Here is a 17,288-nt window from a genome sequence, read left to right as displayed (position 1 = left end):
GCCTCCTGCGTAGCCCGGTCCGTCACTGGTTAGGCTCGAAGACGTGAGCAGGCTCCAGGTCGTCAGCGGCAAGGGCGGTACCGGCAAGACCACGGTGGCCGCCGCCCTCGCGCTCGCCCTCGCGACCGAGGGAAAGCGCACCCTTCTGGTGGAGGTCGAGGGCAGACAGGGCATCGCGCAGCTCTTCGAGACGGAGGCCCTTCCGTACGAGGAGCGCAAGATCGCGGTGGCTCCCGGGGGCGGGGAGGTGTACGCCCTGGCCATCGACCCCGAGCTGGCGCTGCTCGACTACCTCCAGATGTTCTACAAGATGGGCGGCGCCGGCCGCGCGCTGAAGAAGCTCGGCGCCATCGACTTCGCGACCACCATCGCACCAGGCCTGCGCGACGTGCTCCTCACCGGCAAGGCCTGCGAGGCGGTCCGCCGCAAGGACAAGCGCGGCCGCTTCGTGTACGACTACGTGGTGATGGACGCGCCGCCGACCGGCCGCATCACCCGCTTCCTCAACGTGAACGACGAGGTCGCGGGCCTGGCGAAGATCGGCCCCATACACAATCAGGCGCAGGCCGTCATGCGGGTCATCAAGTCGCCCGAGACCGAGGTGCATCTGGTGACGCTGCTCGAGGAGATGCCGGTCCAGGAGACGGCGGACGGCATCGGCGAGCTGCGTGCCGCGCAGCTGCCGGTGGGGCGGGTCATGGTGAACATGGTGCGGCCCGCCCTCCTCGACGAGGCCTCTCTGGAGCTCGCGCAGAGCGTGCCGCGGACCGCCCTCGCCAAGACGCTGTCGTCGGCCGGTCTCGGCGGCGCGCGCCGCGGCGGTCTCGCTGAGCGTCTCGTGGACCCGTTGCTCGAACAGGCCGAGGAGTACGCCGAGCGGTACGCGTTGGAGCGCGACCAGCGCGCCGTACTGGCCGAGCTCGGGCTACCGCTGCACGAACTGCCGCTGCTCACCGAGGGAATGGACCTGGCAGGCCTCTACCGGCTCTCCACGGAACTGCGGAAGCAAGGGATCTCATGACGCTGGACGCGGTGCGCACGCTCGACGTCGACCCCCTGCTCGACGACCCGAAGACCCGCATCGTGGTCTGCTGCGGCTCGGGCGGTGTCGGCAAGACGACCACGGCCGCGGCTCTCGGGCTGCGCGCCGCCGAGCGCGGCCGGAAGGTGGTCGTGCTCACGATCGACCCGGCCCGCAGGCTCGCCCAGTCCATGGGCATCGACACCCTCGACAACACCCCTCGCCAGGTGAAGGGCATCGATGAGTCCGCGGGCGGCGAACTGCACGCCATGATGCTCGACATGAAGCGCACCTTCGACGAGATCGTCGAGGCACACGCGAACGGCGACCGGGCCCGCCAGATCCTGGACAACCCCTTCTACCAGTCCCTGTCGGCCGGTTTCGCCGGTACGCAGGAGTACATGGCGATGGAGAAGCTGGGCCAGTTGCGCTCCCGCGACCAGTGGGACCTGATCGTCGTCGACACCCCGCCGTCGCGCTCCGCGCTGGACTTCCTGGACGCACCCAAGCGCCTCGGCTCGTTCCTGGACGGCAAGCTGATCCGGGTCCTGATGGCGCCGGCGAAGATGGGCGGCCGGGCCGGGATGAAGTTCCTGAACGTCGGCATGTCGATGATGACGGGCGCCCTGGGCAAGCTCCTCGGCGGGCAACTCCTGCAGGACGTACAGACGTTCGTGGCCGCGATGGACACCATGTTCGGCGGCTTCCGCACCCGCGCCGACGCCACGTACCGGCTGCTGCAGGCGCCCGGCACGGCGTTCCTCGTGGTGGCGGCCCCGGAGCGGGACGCGCTGCGCGAGGCGGCGTACTTCGTGGAGCGGCTGGCCGCGGAGGACATGCCGCTGGCCGGTCTCGTACTGAACCGGGTGCACGGCAGCGGAGCAGCCCGGCTGTCGGCGGAGCGGGCGCTCGCAGCGGCGGAAAATCTCGATGCAGAAAATCTTGACGAGAGCCGCATTGTGGATCAGGACGGCGGGAAGGCTGGAGTTCGTAACTCCCCCGAAACACCGGCCGACTCTGCCAAGTCTGCTGCCTCCGACAGGAGTTCGCACAATCCCGGCCCATCCGCCGGTTCGGAATCTCCCGATGAAGGCTCCCCCGCCTCGGACCGAACCGACGGCACCGACGGCACCAACAGGCCAGCCGAGCAACCAGCGGAACAACTGACCACTCTGACCGCAGGCCTGCTGAGGCTGCACGCCGAGCGGATGCAGCTGCTCGCCCGTGAGCAGCGCACGCGCGATCGCTTCACCGCGCTCCACCCGGAGGTGGCCGTGACCGAAGTGGCCGCTCTGCCCGGTGATGTGCACGACATCGCAGGACTGCGGGCCATCGGAGACCGGCTCGCGGACGGAGAAGGTCCGACCGGAGCTGCCTGAACCCCGTATCCGCAGAGGGGTTTGTCACCCCGCTGCCGCAGAGGGCTTTGTTGCTGCAGAGGGGCTTTCCGCGCCGACAGCGTCGGGCGGTCAGCCCACCGCCGCGTAGCTCTCGTACACCTCTTCTTCAGCGTCCATCGGCAGCAGACCCGCTCCGCGCTCGTATTCCGTGCGCGCGGTCTCGAGCAGCCTGCGCCACGAGGTGACGGTGGGCCGCCTGCGCAGAAGCGCACGGCGCTCCCGCTCGGTCATGCCGCCCCACACGCCGAACTCGACGCGGTTGTCCAGCGCGTCGGCCAGGCACTCGGTGCGCACCGGACACCCGGTGCAGACCGCCTTGGCCCTGTTCTGCGCTGCTCCTTGTACGAACAGTTCGTCCGGATCAGTAGTGCGGCAGGCCGCCTGCGCACTCCAGTCGGTTACCCAGCCCATACCGGCGCCGTCCTCTCCCGAATCGAGGCTCCCCCACGGCGGCAGCGGCATATTCACCGCCGCCAGTTGAGGACGTTACGGAAGGTGGGCACAGCGCAACACCCCCTTCGGGCCCAATCTTGAATGGCCCGAACGGACTATGCGTACGCGGCAGATCACCCAACGGAGTGAGCTGGCGACATGCGTAAGGAACCCGGCAAACCGGGGCAGTTCAGTTGAGTCACAACGGACGACCGATGACACATAAGGCAGATTCGGACACGCCCCCACCACAGGGGAAGGTTGACATCCAGTAACGATTCGGGTTCGCGGGACGCTACGCCGTGACTTGCGGTGGGGCCGTCGAGGGGACCAGTTGAGGGCTGCCCCAAAAGTCCCTGAACGACCGGGTATGACCGACACTGCCGTGACAATCGAGAGCAGCTTAGGCCAAGGGATATACGGCTGTCCGGCGAATCAGAACGTAGGCTTCCCCCCATGGCAAACAAGCGCTCGGGTGGTGGTCTGTCGCCCACGCAGCAGGCGGCCAAGTTCCTCGGTGTTAGTGTGCTCGCTGGAGCCGTGCTGGCCGGTATCGCGCTGCCCGCCGTGGGCGCGCTGGGACTTGCGGCCAAGGGGTCGGTCGACAGCTTCGACGAGATCCCGGCGAATCTGAAGCGTCCGCCCCTGAGCCAGCGCACCACGATCCTGGACAGCAAGGGCGGCACCATCGCCACGGTCTACTCGCGTGACCGTACGGTGGTCGAGCTCAAGGACATCTCGCCGTACATGCAGAAGGCGATCGTCGCGATCGAGGATGCCCGCTTCTACGAGCACGGCGCGGTGGACCTCAAGGGCATCCTGCGCGCGCTCAACGAGAACGCGCAGAGCGGCGGGGTGGCCCAGGGCGCTTCCACGCTGACCCAGCAGTACGTCAAGAACGTCTTCGTCGAGGAGGCCGGCGACGACCCGACGAAGGTCGCCCAGGCCACCCAGCAGACCATCGGCCGCAAGATCCGCGAGCTGAAGTACGCGATCCAGGTCGAGGAGAAGCTGGGCAAGAAGCGCATCCTCGAGAACTACCTGAACATCACGTTCTTCGGGCAGCAGGCGTACGGCGTCGAGGCGGCCTCCCGGCGGTACTTCTCCAAGTCGGCCAAGGACCTGGACCTGGAAGAGGCAGCGCTGCTCGCCGGCATCGTCCAGTCGCCCAGCCGCTACGACCCGATCAACGACGAGGCCGAGGCCACCACGCGGCGCAACGTCGTGCTCCAGCGCATGGCCGCCACCGGCGACATCTCCCAGGAGGAGGCCGACAAGGCCAAGGACAAGCCCCTCGGCCTGAACGTCAGCAGGCCCAAGAACGGCTGCATCACGGCGGTCAAGGGCGCCGGCTTCTTCTGCGACTACGTGGAAGAGGTGTTCATGAGCGACCCCGTCTTCGGCAAGACCAAGAAAGACCGGGCGAAGATCTGGAACCGGGGCGGCCTGACGATCCGTACGACGCTCGACCCGCAGGCGCAGAAGTCGGTGCAGGCGTCGATAAAGCAGCACGTGAAGCAGAGCGACGACGTGGCAACGGCCGCGACCATCGTCGAGCCCGGCACCGGCAAGATCCTCGCGATGGGCCAGTCCCGGCCGTACGGCTTCGGGAAGAGCGAGAGCGCGATCAACCTGTCCGTGGACAAGTCGATGAACGGCGGCGCCGGTTACCAGCCGGGATCGACCTTCAAGCCGATCGTCGCGGCGGCGGCCATCGAGGGCGGCAAGCCGGCGACGCAGTCGTACTCGTCGCCGTACGAGATGGCGTATCCGAGCCCGGTCGCACAGTGCGACGGCAAGACCTGGGTGAACACGGATGGTGCCAAGCTCACCAACGAGAACGAGTCCGAGAAGGGCCCGTACGCCATGAAGGAGGCGACCGCCAAGTCGGTCAACACCTATTACGTACAGCTGATCAGCGACATCGGCATCTGCCCGGTGACGCAGATGGCGAAGAACATGGGCGTCGAGCGCGCCGACGGCGGCAAGATCTCCCAGGTGCCGTCGATCGCCCTGGGCACGCAGGAGATGTCGCCGCTGACGATGGCGAACGCGTACGCGACGTTCGCCTCGCGCGGCACGTACTGCACGCCGATCGCGATCGAGTCGATCACGCAGAAGCTCGGCGGCGAGGAGGAGAAGCCGCTGGCCGTGCCGAAGTCGACCTGCACGCGCGCGATGTCGGAGAAGACCGCCGACACGATCAACACGATACTGAGGGGCGTCGTCGAGGACGGTACGGGCCAGCAGGCCGGCCTGGACAGCCGTCCGAGCGCGGGCAAGACCGGTACGACGGACTCCCGCTACGCCGCCTGGTTCGTCGGCTACACGCCGAACATGTCGGGCGCCGTCTGGGTCGGCGACCCGCAGCACAAGCGGCGGATGGTCGACATCACCATCGGCGGCGTCTACCACGACAAGGTCTACGGCGGGCAGGTCCCCGGACCGATCTGGAAGGACGCGATGACCGGAGCGCTCGCGGGCAAGCCCGCGCCGGACTTCAACCTCATCCACATCCCCGACCCGGTCAAGGACAAGGACAAGGGCAAGAACCGCGACGACAAGGGGGACAACGGCGGCGCCACCCAGACCCCCCTGCCCAGCATCTCCATCCCGCCGGACTTCCTCGGCGGCACGGGCAACGGCGGGACGACCAATGGGAACGGCAACGGCGGCAACTGGCCCTGAGGCCCCCTGGGCCTGACGCTGTGCCCGAGCCCGACCTCGTCGTGTCGGTGACCGAGGCTGTTACGTGGTGAGGGCGCCCCCTGAGGAAGGGGGCGCCCTCACCGACGTATGCGGATGTGCGAATGGGTGCTGCAGACGCGGTCAGCCCGCGAGGAGCTTCTTGACGACGGCCGCGACGCGACCGCCCTCCGCCTGACCCGCGACCTTGGGGTTCACGATCTTCATGACCTGCCCCATGGCCCGCGGCCCCTCGGCGCCGGCCGCCTTCGCCTCCTCGACCGCCTGCGCGACGATCTGCTGGAGCTCGTCGTCGGACAGCTGCTTCGGGAGGTACGCGGCGAGGACCTCGCCCTCCGCCTTCTCCCGCTCGGCCTGCTCGGGACGGCCGCCCTGCGCGAAGGCGTCCGCGGCCTCACGCCGCTTCTTCGCCTCCTTGGTGATCACCTTCAGCACGTCGTCGTCGGAGAGCTCACGGGCCGTCTTGCCCGCGACCTCCTCCTTCGTGATGGCGGCCAAGGTGAGCCGGAGCGTCGAGGAGCGCAGCTCATCGCGCTCCTTGATCGCCGCGGTGAGGTCTTCCTGCAGCTTCGACTTGAGCGTGGTCATGCAGTGATTCTCGCAGGTACGTCCAGCCGGACGCCCGCTGATTTCCGGCGTCCCAAGGGTCTGACACGATGGGCGTATGCGCGCGCGATACGGAGTACCCCTGGGCATCACGGCGACCGCGGCGGCGGGACTCGTCTACGCGGCGGGCTTCGAGGCCCGCTCCTTCCGGCTCCGACGGGTCACCGTGCCCGTACTGCCGCAGGGCATGCGTCCCCTGCGAGTCCTCCAGGTCTCCGACATCCACATGGTCTCCGGCCAGCGCAAGAAGCAGCGCTGGCTGCGCGCCCTGGCCGGGCTGCGCCCCGACTTCGTGATCAACACCGGGGACAACCTCTCCGACCCGGAGGGCGTACCGGAGGTACTGGACGCGCTGGGCCCGCTGATGGAGTACCCGGGCGCGTACGTCTTCGGCTCGAACGACTACTACGGCCCCAAGCTGCGCAACCCTGCCCGCTACCTGGTCGACAAGGTGCGCGGCCGGCACGGGCTCAACGGCAACCCGCCCGCCGTCGGCGCCGTCCACAACCCGTGGGAGGACCTGCGCGACGGCTTCGACGAGGCGGGCTGGGTGAACCTGACCAACACCCGCGGTTCGCTGAAGATAGACGGCTTCGAGATCGCACTGACGGGCGTGGACGACCCGCACATCAAACGGGACCGGTACGCGCGCGTGGCGGGCGGCCCCCCGGCGGGCGCCGACTTCGCGATGGGCATCGTGCACGCCCCGTATCTGCGCAGCCTCGACGCCTTCACCGAGGACGGCTATCCGCTGATCCTCGCGGGCCACACCCACGGCGGCCAGCTGTGCATCCCCTTCTACGGCGCGCTGGTCACCAACTGCGACCTGGACACGGACCGCGTGAAGGGCCTCTCCACGCACTCGGCGGCCGGCAACGTCTCCTACCTCCACGTCTCAGCAGGCTGCGGCACCAACCGCTACACACCGGTACGGTTCGCTTGCCCGCCGGAGGCTACGTTGCTGACCTTGACGCCGCAGGTCTGAGCCGCAGGGTCTGGGACGCACGGTCTTAGGCTCAGGGTCTGGGACGCAGGGTCCAAGGCGCAGGGTCTGGGTCGCAGGTCCTGAGCCGCCGGGGCCGAGACGCAGGGTCTGGGACGCCGGGCTTGCGAGGGCGCGTGCCGGCGGCAGGACGCGCCCCAGGTCAGCCGGCCCCGCAGGCGTCGGAAAACCGGATTTCGTCTCCGGCCGCCGGTCCGCTAAAGTAATCGATGTCGCCGCGACGTGAACGTTGCAACAGCGACATCGGGGTGTGGCGCAGCTTGGCAGCGCGCTTCGTTCGGGACGAAGAGGTCGTGGGTTCAAATCCCGCCACCCCGACAGAGAAACAGCAGGTCAGGCACCTACTCACGTGAGTAGGTGCCTGACCTGTTTCGTCTGACAGCACCCCCGCTCGGGCCGTCTCTGGGCCGTGCGAGGGTGCTCAACGGCGACCAACGCTGACAACCGTTGACGGCTCAGCCACAGGTCACAGCGCGTTGATCGGTTAGGCGACCGCAGGTCAGAGACCCGGCGCGTCACTTCTTCGACTAGGGCGCCGGGGTGGCGCGCCTGGTGTGTCACGCGAGGTCAGGTGCGATTCTGGCCAGCGCCCAGATGGCCAGCAGATCGAGCACCATCACGCTGATGGACCACACGGGGTAGTACGGGATGAACATGAACTGGGTGACCAGGCTGCAGGCGCCCAGTGCCACACCGGCGCCACGGCCCCAGCTCCTGGTGGTCAGGATCCCCACGGATGCGGCCAGCAGCGCCAGCCCGATCACCAGATGGATCCAGCCCCAGGCGGTCAGGCCGAATCGGTACTCGTAGTGCGGAGGGGTGCCGAACAGAGCATCACGTGCGATGCCTGTGACGCCCAGGAGGACGCTAAGGACGCCGCTCAGCAGCAAAGCAACGCCGGCAAAGAAGGAGACGTTGGCGGCCGTCTCTCTGCTGGTGCCGACCCGTCCCGTACCGCTGCGATTCTCTGCCATGGCCGTCACCCTCCTGAAACAGCGCGGACATCGTCGACCACAGGACCGCCAAGGCCGCGCTCTCCTGCGATCCTCAGCCTCGCCTGGCTCTCTTCACGCTGCGACCTCAACAATCCATCCGGGTGATGCCGTGCCGACGGAGACTGCGCTCGACCGGCACACCGGGCTCTGGTGTTCACTGCTGTGGGCGGCGGTGACGGCAATGTTGACGGCAACGGCGGCGGACGGCAGCGGCCCTCGGAGGCCCGGCACGGTGGCGTCACGGGACGACCGGACCGGCCCACGCCCCCTTTTCCCGCAAGGTCGAACTCCGGACCACGATCCCGGGAGTCAAGGATCGGCTTGCGCCGGCCGCCCAGGCATCAGTCCCCGCAGGTAGCAGTCCCCCTTCGCCCGCTGATCCCGCCGTGACACCGAGGCGAACACATCCGCCGCGAACTCGACTAACTCTGTCCGCAAGTCCTCCACTTGATGCACATGCGGCGGCCACGGCCAACCATGCACGAGGTCGTAGGGTTGCTCGCGGCTCCCAACCAAGAATTGGATCACGCATGAAGGCGGTGACGGGAGTCACAACACGGTGCTGTGGTCGACGTTTTGAGATCGTCGACCCGAGGCGCGGCAAGAACAAGAACCGAGAACGGCAACCGTCTATCCCGGACGGACAGTGTGCGCCGGTCAGAAGGGAGCAACGTGGGTTGCTCGCACGCCGCAGGATGTCCCCTGTTCCCCCTACTCAGGGCGAGCTTGCAGGGTTGGCGCGACTACTACTGCGACAGCGAGGATCGGTGGCGCGACTGTGCGCGCTACAAGTTGTCACTCACCGGCGAGCGCGTGCCGATCAGCCTGCTGCCCAACGGACACCACGCGCATCACCTCGGACAGCCGGCCGACGTGGGCTCGTCCGGCGCGGCCGACCCAGGGCAGGCACCTGGGCAGGACCCGCCGTCACGGCCCGATCCGTGGTCGCCGCAGACCACGGCCCGGTTTGAACCAGCTCCCCCGCCGACACTGGACGGGTATGACCAGCCGTCACCACTCACACAGACTCCCCAGCCGCAAGACCGCCTCGCTGGACGCAGGCGGCAAGCACCCAGCTCGAAGCGCGGCTGGTGGGCTCGGCTCGTCGATTGGATGAAAGGCCCCGCATGAGTACCTACTGGCCCTGGTGGGCGGGCGCTATAGGGCTCGCTCTGGTCACCATCGCCTACACCCTCGCCACCGATCGGTCTTTCGGGGTGTCGTCGGCGTGGGATCGCGTGTTGCACTGGCGCAGAGAACGCGACCTCGAGCGGCTCGAGGAGGAGTTCACCGACGAACGTGCTCTCGCCGACGCGCTCGCCGCAGCCACCGCCGAGCACTTTGGAACCAGCCCCAGCGCGCCCACCTCGCCGCACAGTCCGTATGAGCAGACGCAGCCGCAGGATCCGAACGTCGAGCCGACCGCGGCCGAGAGCCCCTCGGTCACGACCCTGCGCCCGGTTCCGGTGGTCACCCAGGCTGCCCTGCTGGTGTCGATTTTCCTCGGCGGACTGATCGCCGCGGTCACTTCCGGGCGGTTCCAGCTCCGCTTCGATATGGGCCCGGGTTTTCGGAACCTGGTCACCGCCAATCCGACGACCATGATCGCCCTGTTGTTCGTGGGGGGCGTGCTGGTCGGCTTTGGCACTCGACTGGCCGGCGGGTGCAGCTCCGGCCACGGACTCAGCGGCTGCGGCAGGCTGAGTCCGGTCAGCATCGTCGCGACCGCCGTGTTCTTCGGCACCGCCGTCGCGGTGTCGTTTCTCCTGTGGAAGGTGATCTGATGCGTACCCGAGGCGCAATTCTGCTGGCCAACATCATCACCGGACTGGCTCTCGGCTACACCGTCACCAACATCGGCTTCGGCGACTATGCCGAACTGAACCGCATGTTCACCTTCCAGGACCTGCGCATGTTCCTCGCCTTCGCCGGCGCCGTCGTGATCATCGTGTGCGTGTTCGCTCTGCTGCGGGTCCGCCGCACCCATGGGCGCATCCACGCCGGCGTGATCCCCGGCGCGGTGTTGTTCGGTACGGGCTGGGCGATCTCAGGTGGATGCCCGGCAATCCCGATCATCCAGGTCGCCAGCGGGTACCTGCCCGCCGTGGTCACGATCGCCGGCGTCGTCGTCGGTATCCGGCTGTGCCGCTGGGCCAACGCCCGATACCTCCACGTCGACAGCGGCTCCTGCGGGCTGTAACCAAGGGCGCCCACCGGATAACCAAGGCGGAGGAGGGAGGCGACGCGGTGGGGGCACCTCCCACGCCCTTAAGGCAGTGGGGGAGCGTGCCAGGCGCCGCGGGGCGGGGCACCCGCGAATGCGGCCCGAGGGCGGCTGCGGCTGCTCTCACCTGACGCCCGGCCGGCCTGGGCCGCCTTCACGGTCCCGGTGTTCGGAGACGGTGGCGTGGGCGCGCAGGGAACCCGCGTGGGCCTTGGCCGACGGATCGCGTCGGGTCTTGATCAGACTCGCGATGGTCACGACCAACAGCACCACCGCGATCACCAGGAGGCTGACCGGTGTGGGAATCTCCGGGACGCGCTCGTCGATGTCCACGTGGGCCCAGTGCAGGATCAGCTTGACACCGATGAACGCCAGAATGATCGACAGCCCGGTCGAGAGGTACACCAGCCGGTCCAGGAGCCCCTTGACCAGGAAGTACAGCGCACGCAGGCCGAGCAGCGCGAACGCGTTGGCCACGAAGACGATGTAGGCCTCCCTGGTGACGCCGAAGACCGCGGGGATGGAGTCGAGCGCGAACAGCAGGTCGACGCTGCCGATCGCGAGCAGGACGAGGAACAGCGGCGTGACCATCCGGCGGCCGTCGATCCGGGTGAGGAGCCTTCCGTCCACGTAGTGGTCGGTGATCGGCAGGATGCGGCGCGCCGTCCTGACCACGGCGTTGTCCTCGACGTCGGGGTCCTCGTTGCGGTGCCGGAACAGCTGGACGGCGGTGTAGATCAGCAACAGCCCGAACAGCAGGAACACGAAGGAGAACAGCGACAGCAACGCGGCGCCGAGTGCGATGAAGATCGCGCGCAAGACGAGCGCGAGCATGATGCCGAAGGTCAGCACCTTGTGCTGGTATTCCTCCGGCACCGCGAAGGTCGTCATGATGATCACGAAGACGAACAGGTTGTCGACCGAGAGGCTCTTTTCGATGATGTAGCCCGCGAAGTACTCGGTGCCGAACTCGCCTCCGTACCGGAGGGTGAACCACACGCCGAAGGCGATCGCGACGAGGACGTAGAACACCGACCAGAAGGTGGCCTCGCGGAACCCGACCCGGTGCGGGCGCACGGCCGCCAGGACCAGGTCCAGTGCGAGCAGCGCGACGACCAGGCCGATCGTGAGGCCCCACGTCAGTCCGCCGATTTCCAGCACCGCCACCTCCGACTCCGTTCGGCGCTGCCGCGCCGACGGTCGCAATCGTCCCGGTGATCACCTCGCACGGTACTTCATCCGTCTGACACGGCGTCGGACCGAAATGGCGAACGTGACGCCATGCTCGACTCGCGAGACACCGCTCGGCGTCTGGCCGGTGCCGTCCCGCACGCAGTGGTGCTCCTGGCCGGTGCCATCCCGCACGCAGCGGTGCTCCTGCTGCCCGGAGTCGGGCATTCCGTGGTGGGCCAGAGCGGACCCGTTCTTGCCCACCTGCGGAAGGCGACGACGTCAGGCAACACGGTGCGTCGAAGACGGGCGACGAGGGCACCGCGGGACCGGGTGCCCGCGGACGGCCCGCACAGCGAGGTGCGGGCCGTCGGCGATCCCGCGTCAGTTGTTGTCTGCGGCCCGGCGGCGGCGTACGGCGAGAACCGCTCCGGCGCCGAGTACGACGGTGGCGGTGGCCGCGAGGGCGAGTGGCATCGTCGCGGAGGACGTACCGGTCTTGGCGAGGTCCCCGCTGGCCGTCGCCTGCTCGGACGTGCCGCCCTGCGCCGACGGGCCCGTACCCGCGCCGGGCTTCGCGGCACCTGGCCGCGTGTCGTCGTCCTCGCCGGGCTGGCCGGGCTCGGCGTCGTCGACCGGACCGGGATCGCTGCCCGCGGGCAGCAACTCGAAGTCGTAGCGCTTCATCGGGCCCAGGATGCAGGGGTTGTACGCGTCGGCGGCGTCACTGGCGAACAGGGCGAAGGCGTCGGCGGCCTGGGCCGCGGAGTCGACCTTCATACGCAACTTCACGTCGCTGTGGCCGCCCGGCTTCATGGTGTCGATGTGCGCGATGTGCTCGGGCTCGTTGCCATTGAGGGTCTGCCAGTCAGAGCCGTTGGACCACTCCACCTTCAGCCGGCTCTTCTCACCGCTGCTCTCGCCGTCCGCGTGGAGGAACACCAGCGGGTCCACCGTCAGCGTGCGCTCGGTGCCGTTGGTCACGCGCAGGGTGAAGTCGACGGTGGTCCCCGCGACGACCTTCGACGGCAGCCCTACCGCGAGCGAGGTCAGCCCGTCCTCGCGGACGCATTCCTTGGCGGCGGCGAGCGCCTCTTCGGCGGCCTCCTTGGCCTCGAGGGCCTTCTCGGGGGCGTTCTGGACCAGGCTGTACTTGCGGAACGCCTCCACCCTGGCGTCGTCCAGCGCGGTGTGGGCCTCCTTGGCCTCGGCGTCGGCCTCCTTCTTGGCCGTGACCGCCTTCTCCAGATCGGCTTCGGCGGCTTCCAGGGCCTCCTGCGCCGCGGCCTTCTCGGCGTCGCTCTCGGCCGTTTCGAGCTGGGCCTTGGCGTCCGCGACGGCCTCCTCGGCAGCGGCAACGGCGTCGGCTGCTTCCTCGGCCGCCTTGTCCGCCGCGATCGTGGCCGCCTTGAGCGGGTGCTCGTCGGAGTCCAGGGCGGCCAGGGTGGCCTCGAGCTCCTTCTGCCCCTCTTCCTTGGCGATGACGGCTTCCTCGTATGCCTTCTTCGCGTCGGCGGCAGCCTTTTCCAGCTCCGCGTACGTCGGCTGGTTCTGTGTCTGTGCCGCGGACGGCCCGACGGCGAGTGCGGGAGTAGCGGTGAACAGCACGACGGGCGTGGCTGCCGCGACGGCGACGGCCACAGCGAGGGAACGGCGAAGCTTCACTGGGGGGACCTTTCCTAATGAGAGAGAAAGGAGAACGGCCACCGAAAAGCATGCAGCAGCCTGAATTTCGATGAGTGTATAGCTCACGTAAAGGAGCCGTTTAGCGCCTCTTCGGCTCCACCGTTTACCCCTGGAGGCTTCACCGGAATAAATCGGACGGACAAGGATCGTTGCGCACGACGTCCGTACTTTTTCTGTGACTCATGTCACCCCGGTGCAGGCGGCGGCGTCCGTGGCCGTCGCCGGTGGCCAGGCCGTACGACGCCGCTCATTGCAGCGACTCATTGCAGCGGCGGGTTGAGCTGTCCTCACTCCCTCACTCGCTTAACCACATCACCCCACCACGTCAAGTCCCGTTTTTTTGGGGCATGACGGTCATCTTCCGATCCTGTCTGCTGACCTCAGGGCCGCATCAAAAGGGTGCAGTCCTCAGTCAGGTCTTTGAGATCGAGTCGAGGTGGATTCCATGAGCACTCTCAACCATGCACCGGTAATAGAAGCGCCCCGTGATGTCGGCCAAGTACCCCCACCGAAATCACGCGTGATCGCCGCATCGGCCGGAACGCCCTACCACCGGTTGGCGCGAACCGACCTGCACCGCTGGTGGCGTCCGCTGGTGGCCACGCTTGTCGCCGTGGTCGTCTGGTTTCTGCTCCAGCTCAACGTGGGAATCGGACTGGGCGTGGCGGCCGGGCTGACCGGGGTCGAGCCGGGCACGGGCGGCCTGATCTTCGCCGATCCCCTCTGGGACAACGCTGCTCTGCTGCTCACACTCGCGCTCCTGATCCCAGGGGTGCTGATCGCGGCGCGCCTGGTGCAACGCCGACCAGCCGGATCCCTGTCCTCGGTGACCGGTCGGCTGCGCTGGCGTTGGCTGCTGGTCTGCATGGTGGCGGCCGTTGCCGCGGTGGTGCTCCTGTTCAACCTGATAGCGGTCTTCACCGCCGCATCCGGGGACGTGCCCTGGGACGGGATGTTCGCCTTGCCGGCCGGCGTCTGGGCGGACTGGCCGACATTCCTGACCGCCGCCGCGGTGCTCGTGTTGCTGGTGCCGTTCCAGGCCGCCGCAGAGGAGTACGTCTTCCGCGGCTGGATCCCGCAGGTCTTCGGCTGCTATCTGCGTACCCCTTGGGTCGGGATCGTCGTCGGCGGTGCGCTGTTCGCCCTGGCCCACGGGCTCGGCACGCCATGGGGCTTCGCGGAGCTGTTCCTGTTCAGCCTCGTCCTGGGCGTGCTGGTGCTCCGTACCGGTGGCCTGGAGGCGGCCATCGCCCTCCATGTGGTCAACAACCTCTTCTTCTTCCTCCTCGCCGCCACCTACGCGGACGGACTCGGCGATGCCGGCGGCGCCGGCGCCGCGGTCGCCCCCTGGCCTGTGCTGGCGGCCGGAGCCATCGTGTGGCCGCTGTACGGGTGGGTGATCCTGCGCTTGGCCCCCCGGTTCCGTATCGCAGGCACCGCCCCCGAATCCCCTCGCCGACTGGTGGAGGCGGAGGCCATCGCGGGGTGAAAGGCGTACGCAAAGGGATATGTCTCGGCGGAGGGCCTGGTGCAGGAGTTGGACCAGGCCCTCTGTCGTACGTGCAACGGTGGTCGATCGCCTGAGGCCCGATCGCTGAGGTGTCCGGTCGCTGACCCGCTACTCAGCGGTGCCGGGAACGCACCCGCACTTCCCCGGCACCGCTTAGCCCGCGTTCAGCCTGTGGACGCCCCCTTGACGCTCGGAGTGCGGCGCTGGCACTGTCGCGATCATGAAGGCTTCTGCTGATCACCTGTGCGCGTCCCTCGCGCTGGTGGAGCGGCGCCATGTCGATCTGTGCCGGCAGTCCAGCGCCATCTGTCGCTGATCCCACGGGTCGCCCTGCTTCTCTTTCTTTCTCTTTCCTTCTCCCTTCGTCGCGCTCTCGCGCGCCTTCTCCCTGCACTCCCGCGCGCGCACCGCCTTGGTTCCGCGCGCGCTCCTCCTTGGCCCTAAGGAAGACGTATGCCACGCATGTCCGATGACTCTTCTGTGCCCTCCGAGCCCGCGCCGACCGCCGACGCCCGTGACGGCATCTCCCGGCGGCTGTTCGGCGGGCTGATCGGCGGCGGCGCCCTGACAGCTGTGGCCGGGCCGGCTGCCGCCGCGTCAGACGCGACCACATCAGACACGAACACATCAGCAACGAACACGTCCGGCACGACCGCGGCGGACAGAACCGTGGAGAAGCCCTTCCGTGCCCGCCCCGGCGCCCGTAGCGGCCGGCGTCCGAACCTGCTCGTCATCCTCGGCGACGACCTCGGCTGGGCCGACCTGTCGTCCTACGGCGCACCGCACATCAAGACGCCCAACCTGGACCGCCTCGCCCGTGAGGGCGTCCGTTTCACCGACGCGTACTCCGGTTCGGCGACCTGCTCTCCGACCCGGTTCAGCCTGTACACCGGCCGGTATCCGGGCCGTACGAAGGGCGGGCTCGCCGAACCCGTCGGCGACAAGAGCCAGGGGCTCGGCCCCAATCACCCCACGCTCGCCTCCCTGTTGAAGGGCGTGGGCTACTCGACCGCGCTCATCGGCAAGTGGCACTGCGGCTGGCTGCCCGACTACAGCCCCACCAAGTCCGGTTGGGACGAGTTCTTCGGCAACTTCGGTGGCGTACTGGAGTACTTCTCCAAGCTCGGCCAGCTCGGCGAGTACGACCTCTACGAAGGCGACGCGACCTACCAGGATCTGCGCTACTACACGACGGTGCTGACCGAGCGGGCCGTCGAGTACGTCAGCCGGGACCACGACAAGCCCTGGCTGCTCAACCTCAACTTCACCACCCCGCACTGGCCCTGGCTCGCCGAGGACGACGCGGAGACCGGGGCCGAGATCGCCGCGAAGGTACGCGCGGCGAGCAACCAGGGGCAGGTCCTCAGCGCGCTGCTCCACAACGACGGCGGTTCGGTCGAGAAGTACACGGAGATGGTCGAGAGCCTCGATGCCGCGGTCGGCGAAGTGCTGGCGGCGCTGCGGCGTTCCGGACAGGAGGACAACACGCTGGTGTTGTTCGCCAGCGACAACGGAGGCGAGCGCTTCTCCTACAACTGGCCACTCAGCGGGAACAAGTCCCAGCTGCTGGAGGGCGGCATCCGCGTGCCGACCATCGTGCGCTGGCCGGCCCGGATCGACGGGCACCAGGTCAGCCACGAGCCCGCCTTCTCGCCCGACTGGACCGCCACCCTTCTGGAGCTGGGCGGCGCCCGGCCCGACCCCGCGTACCCGCTGGACGGCACCAGCCTCGCCGGCTACCTGCTGCGCGGCGAGGAGATGCCCGAACGCGACCTGTTCTGGCGCGTACGGGCCAACAGGGCGCTGCGGCGTGGCGGCTGGAAGTACTACCGGGACGCCGCGGGCAAGGACCATCTGTACAACCTCGCCCAGGACTCCCGCGAGCAGGCCGACCTGGCCCCCGACCGGCCGGAGCTGCTCGCGGAGCTCAAGGGGGCCTGGGAGACGACGGCTGCGGAGTTGCTTCCGTATCCGACTGCCTGAGGACGTTTTCTGCTCGGCTTCTGCTTGGCCTTGTTCTGCTTGGCCTTGTTCTGCTTGGCCTTGTTCTGCTTGGCCTTGTTCTGCTCGGCCTTGTTCTGCTCGGCCTCCACGGGACCGGTCAGCCATCTGATATCTGACCGGTCCCGTGCATCGGTGCATCGCTCTGGGATCACGAAGGTTCCTCGATGACGGACAGCACGTTCCCGGCAGGGTCGGTGAACCACGCGATCACCGGGCCATCACCGCGGAAGACGCCCTTCTCGTCCGTCTCGATATGGTCGTAGCGCTCGAACTTCACACCCCTTCTGCTCAGTTCGTCGACCGCCGCGTCGATGTCGTCCACGGGGAAGTTGAGGATCGTGTACGTCGCCGGCGTGTGGTCCGGCTTGGGGTAGACCAGGATGTCCCGGTCACCCGCGATGTGCAGCGTCAGCAGCCCGTTCTCCTCCGACACCCTGAGTCCGAGCGTCTCGCCGTAGAACTTCCTGGCCGCGTCGATGTCGTCCACCGAGAAACCGCTGTACGCCTTCGTCGTGCCGAACATGATCGCCT

At 68.0% G+C, this 17,288-nt stretch carries 15 protein-coding genes, 1 tRNA gene and 1 pseudogene; 10 read left to right on the top strand and 7 right to left on the bottom strand.

From position 1 onward, the window contains the following. The first annotated feature begins 43 nt into the window (after window positions 1–43). On the top strand, window positions 44–1,021 hold the full coding sequence (gene bagA, locus ACSMXV_RS23165) for an ATPase BagA (protein ID WP_473173229.1): 978 nt from the start codon (window positions 44–46) through the stop codon (window positions 1,019–1,021). After that, window positions 1,018–2,400, top strand: a complete 1,383-nt coding sequence (bagB, locus tag ACSMXV_RS23160) for an ATPase BagB (RefSeq protein WP_473173228.1) — start codon at window positions 1,018–1,020, stop codon at window positions 2,398–2,400. Before bagA ends, bagB begins: the two co-directional genes overlap by 4 nt. 90 nt (window positions 2,401–2,490) lie before the next feature. Here bagB and ACSMXV_RS23155 read toward each other — a convergent pair whose 3' ends face one another. Continuing rightward, complete coding sequence (locus ACSMXV_RS23155; RefSeq protein ID WP_181656034.1) at window positions 2,491–2,832, bottom strand: WhiB family transcriptional regulator; 342 nt, start codon at window positions 2,830–2,832, stop codon at window positions 2,491–2,493. A gap of 477 nt (window positions 2,833–3,309) precedes the next feature. On the opposite strand from ACSMXV_RS23155, the gene ACSMXV_RS23150 reads away from it, so the two are divergent. Then, window positions 3,310–5,541 (top strand): transglycosylase domain-containing protein, encoded by a 2,232-nt coding sequence (locus tag ACSMXV_RS23150; protein ID WP_473173227.1) that lies wholly within the window; start codon window positions 3,310–3,312, stop codon window positions 5,539–5,541. Between the two features lie 141 nt (window positions 5,542–5,682). Here the strand turns inward: ACSMXV_RS23150 and ACSMXV_RS23145 are convergent, their stop codons facing one another. Further along, the gene (locus ACSMXV_RS23145; protein WP_473173226.1) at window positions 5,683–6,147 is read right to left on the bottom strand and encodes a GatB/YqeY domain-containing protein; all 465 of its coding nucleotides are present in this window, start codon (window positions 6,145–6,147) and stop codon (window positions 5,683–5,685) included. 76 nt (window positions 6,148–6,223) lie between these two features. Here ACSMXV_RS23145 and ACSMXV_RS23140 point away from each other — a divergent pair, with 76 nt between their 5' ends. Beyond that, entirely contained in the window at window positions 6,224–7,150 is a 927-nt protein-coding gene (locus ACSMXV_RS23140; protein ID WP_181656037.1) for a metallophosphoesterase, read from the top strand. A 262-nt stretch (window positions 7,151–7,412) separates the two neighbouring features. Further along, window positions 7,413–7,486: transfer RNA gene (locus ACSMXV_RS23135), tRNA-Pro, on the top strand. 239 nt (window positions 7,487–7,725) lie between these two features. Here ACSMXV_RS23135 and ACSMXV_RS23130 read toward each other — a convergent pair. Continuing rightward, window positions 7,726–8,142, bottom strand: a complete 417-nt coding sequence (locus tag ACSMXV_RS23130; protein WP_473173225.1) for a DUF7144 family membrane protein — start codon at window positions 8,140–8,142, stop codon at window positions 7,726–7,728. Window positions 8,143–8,450: 308 nt separating this feature from the next. After that, a pseudogene (locus tag ACSMXV_RS23125) lies at window positions 8,451–8,619 on the bottom strand (IS701 family transposase); the annotation flags it as partial. Window positions 8,620–9,290: 671 nt separating this feature from the next. On the opposite strand from ACSMXV_RS23125, the gene ACSMXV_RS23120 reads away from it, so the two are divergent. Both ACSMXV_RS23120 and ACSMXV_RS23115 read left to right on the top strand, forming a co-directional pair. Next, window positions 9,291–9,947 (top strand): YeeE/YedE family protein, encoded by a 657-nt coding sequence (locus ACSMXV_RS23120; RefSeq protein WP_473173224.1) that lies wholly within the window; start codon window positions 9,291–9,293, stop codon window positions 9,945–9,947. After that, complete coding sequence (locus tag ACSMXV_RS23115; protein ID WP_181656057.1) at window positions 9,947–10,363, top strand: YeeE/YedE thiosulfate transporter family protein; 417 nt, start codon at window positions 9,947–9,949, stop codon at window positions 10,361–10,363. Before ACSMXV_RS23120 ends, ACSMXV_RS23115 begins: the two co-directional genes overlap by 1 nt. 147 nt (window positions 10,364–10,510) lie before the next feature. On the opposite strand, the gene ACSMXV_RS23110 is transcribed toward ACSMXV_RS23115, so the two are convergent. After that, window positions 10,511–11,554: a TerC/Alx family metal homeostasis membrane protein gene (locus ACSMXV_RS23110; protein ID WP_473173223.1), complete on the bottom strand. Its 1,044-nt coding sequence runs from the start codon at window positions 11,552–11,554 to the stop codon at window positions 10,511–10,513. 387 nt (window positions 11,555–11,941) lie between these two features. After that, window positions 11,942–13,222 carry an LPXTG cell wall anchor domain-containing protein gene (locus ACSMXV_RS23105; RefSeq protein WP_473173222.1) on the bottom strand — a complete coding sequence of 427 codons (1,281 nt, stop codon included), beginning with the start codon at window positions 13,220–13,222 and terminating at the stop codon, window positions 11,942–11,944. Window positions 13,223–13,763: 541 nt separating this feature from the next. Here ACSMXV_RS23105 and ACSMXV_RS23100 point away from each other — a divergent pair. The 3 genes from ACSMXV_RS23100 (at window position 13,764) to ACSMXV_RS23090 (ending at window position 16,736) form a co-directional block, all read left to right on the top strand. Further along, window positions 13,764–14,732 (top strand): lysostaphin resistance A-like protein, encoded by a 969-nt coding sequence (locus ACSMXV_RS23100; RefSeq protein ID WP_473173221.1) that lies wholly within the window; start codon window positions 13,764–13,766, stop codon window positions 14,730–14,732. 241 nt (window positions 14,733–14,973) lie between these two features. Then, window positions 14,974–15,069 carry a putative leader peptide gene (locus ACSMXV_RS23095; RefSeq protein ID WP_473173220.1) on the top strand — a complete coding sequence of 32 codons (96 nt, stop codon included), beginning with the start codon at window positions 14,974–14,976 and terminating at the stop codon, window positions 15,067–15,069. A gap of 146 nt (window positions 15,070–15,215) precedes the next feature. Beyond that, window positions 15,216–16,736 carry a sulfatase family protein gene (locus ACSMXV_RS23090; protein ID WP_473173219.1) on the top strand — a complete coding sequence of 507 codons (1,521 nt, stop codon included), beginning with the start codon at window positions 15,216–15,218 and terminating at the stop codon, window positions 16,734–16,736. 169 nt (window positions 16,737–16,905) lie between these two features. On the opposite strand, the gene ACSMXV_RS23085 is transcribed toward ACSMXV_RS23090, so the two are convergent. Continuing rightward, complete coding sequence (locus ACSMXV_RS23085; protein WP_473173218.1) at window positions 16,906–17,280, bottom strand: VOC family protein; 375 nt, start codon at window positions 17,278–17,280, stop codon at window positions 16,906–16,908. Between the last annotated feature and the right edge of the window lie 8 nt (window positions 17,281–17,288).

This window comes from Streptomyces sp. DSM 42067 (assembly GCF_055792885.1).
Note: the sequence above shows the minus strand (reverse complement) of the source record. Positions and strands in the feature narration are given on the sequence as shown.

What these genes read in the sequence shown, in the direction of transcription:
- bagB (WP_473173228.1), top strand. Translation starts at nt 1,018, where the DNA reads ATGACGCTGGACGCGGTGCGCACGCTCGACGTCGACCCCCTGCTCGAC.
- ACSMXV_RS23155 (WP_181656034.1), bottom strand. Translation starts at nt 2,832, where the DNA reads ATGGGCTGGGTAACCGACTGGAGTGCGCAGGCGGCCTGCCGCACTACT.
- ACSMXV_RS23150 (WP_473173227.1), top strand. Translation starts at nt 3,310, where the DNA reads ATGGCAAACAAGCGCTCGGGTGGTGGTCTGTCGCCCACGCAGCAGGCG.
- ACSMXV_RS23145 (WP_473173226.1), bottom strand. Translation starts at nt 6,147, where the DNA reads ATGACCACGCTCAAGTCGAAGCTGCAGGAAGACCTCACCGCGGCGATC.
- ACSMXV_RS23140 (WP_181656037.1), top strand. Translation starts at nt 6,224, where the DNA reads ATGCGCGCGCGATACGGAGTACCCCTGGGCATCACGGCGACCGCGGCG.
- ACSMXV_RS23130 (WP_473173225.1), bottom strand. Translation starts at nt 8,142, where the DNA reads ATGGCAGAGAATCGCAGCGGTACGGGACGGGTCGGCACCAGCAGAGAG.
- ACSMXV_RS23120 (WP_473173224.1), top strand. Translation starts at nt 9,291, where the DNA reads ATGAGTACCTACTGGCCCTGGTGGGCGGGCGCTATAGGGCTCGCTCTG.
- ACSMXV_RS23115 (WP_181656057.1), top strand. Translation starts at nt 9,947, where the DNA reads ATGCGTACCCGAGGCGCAATTCTGCTGGCCAACATCATCACCGGACTG.
- ACSMXV_RS23095 (WP_473173220.1), top strand. Translation starts at nt 14,974, where the DNA reads ATGAAGGCTTCTGCTGATCACCTGTGCGCGTCCCTCGCGCTGGTGGAG.
- ACSMXV_RS23090 (WP_473173219.1), top strand. Translation starts at nt 15,216, where the DNA reads ATGTCCGATGACTCTTCTGTGCCCTCCGAGCCCGCGCCGACCGCCGAC.
- ACSMXV_RS23085 (WP_473173218.1), bottom strand. Translation starts at nt 17,280, where the DNA reads ATGTTCGGCACGACGAAGGCGTACAGCGGTTTCTCGGTGGACGACATC.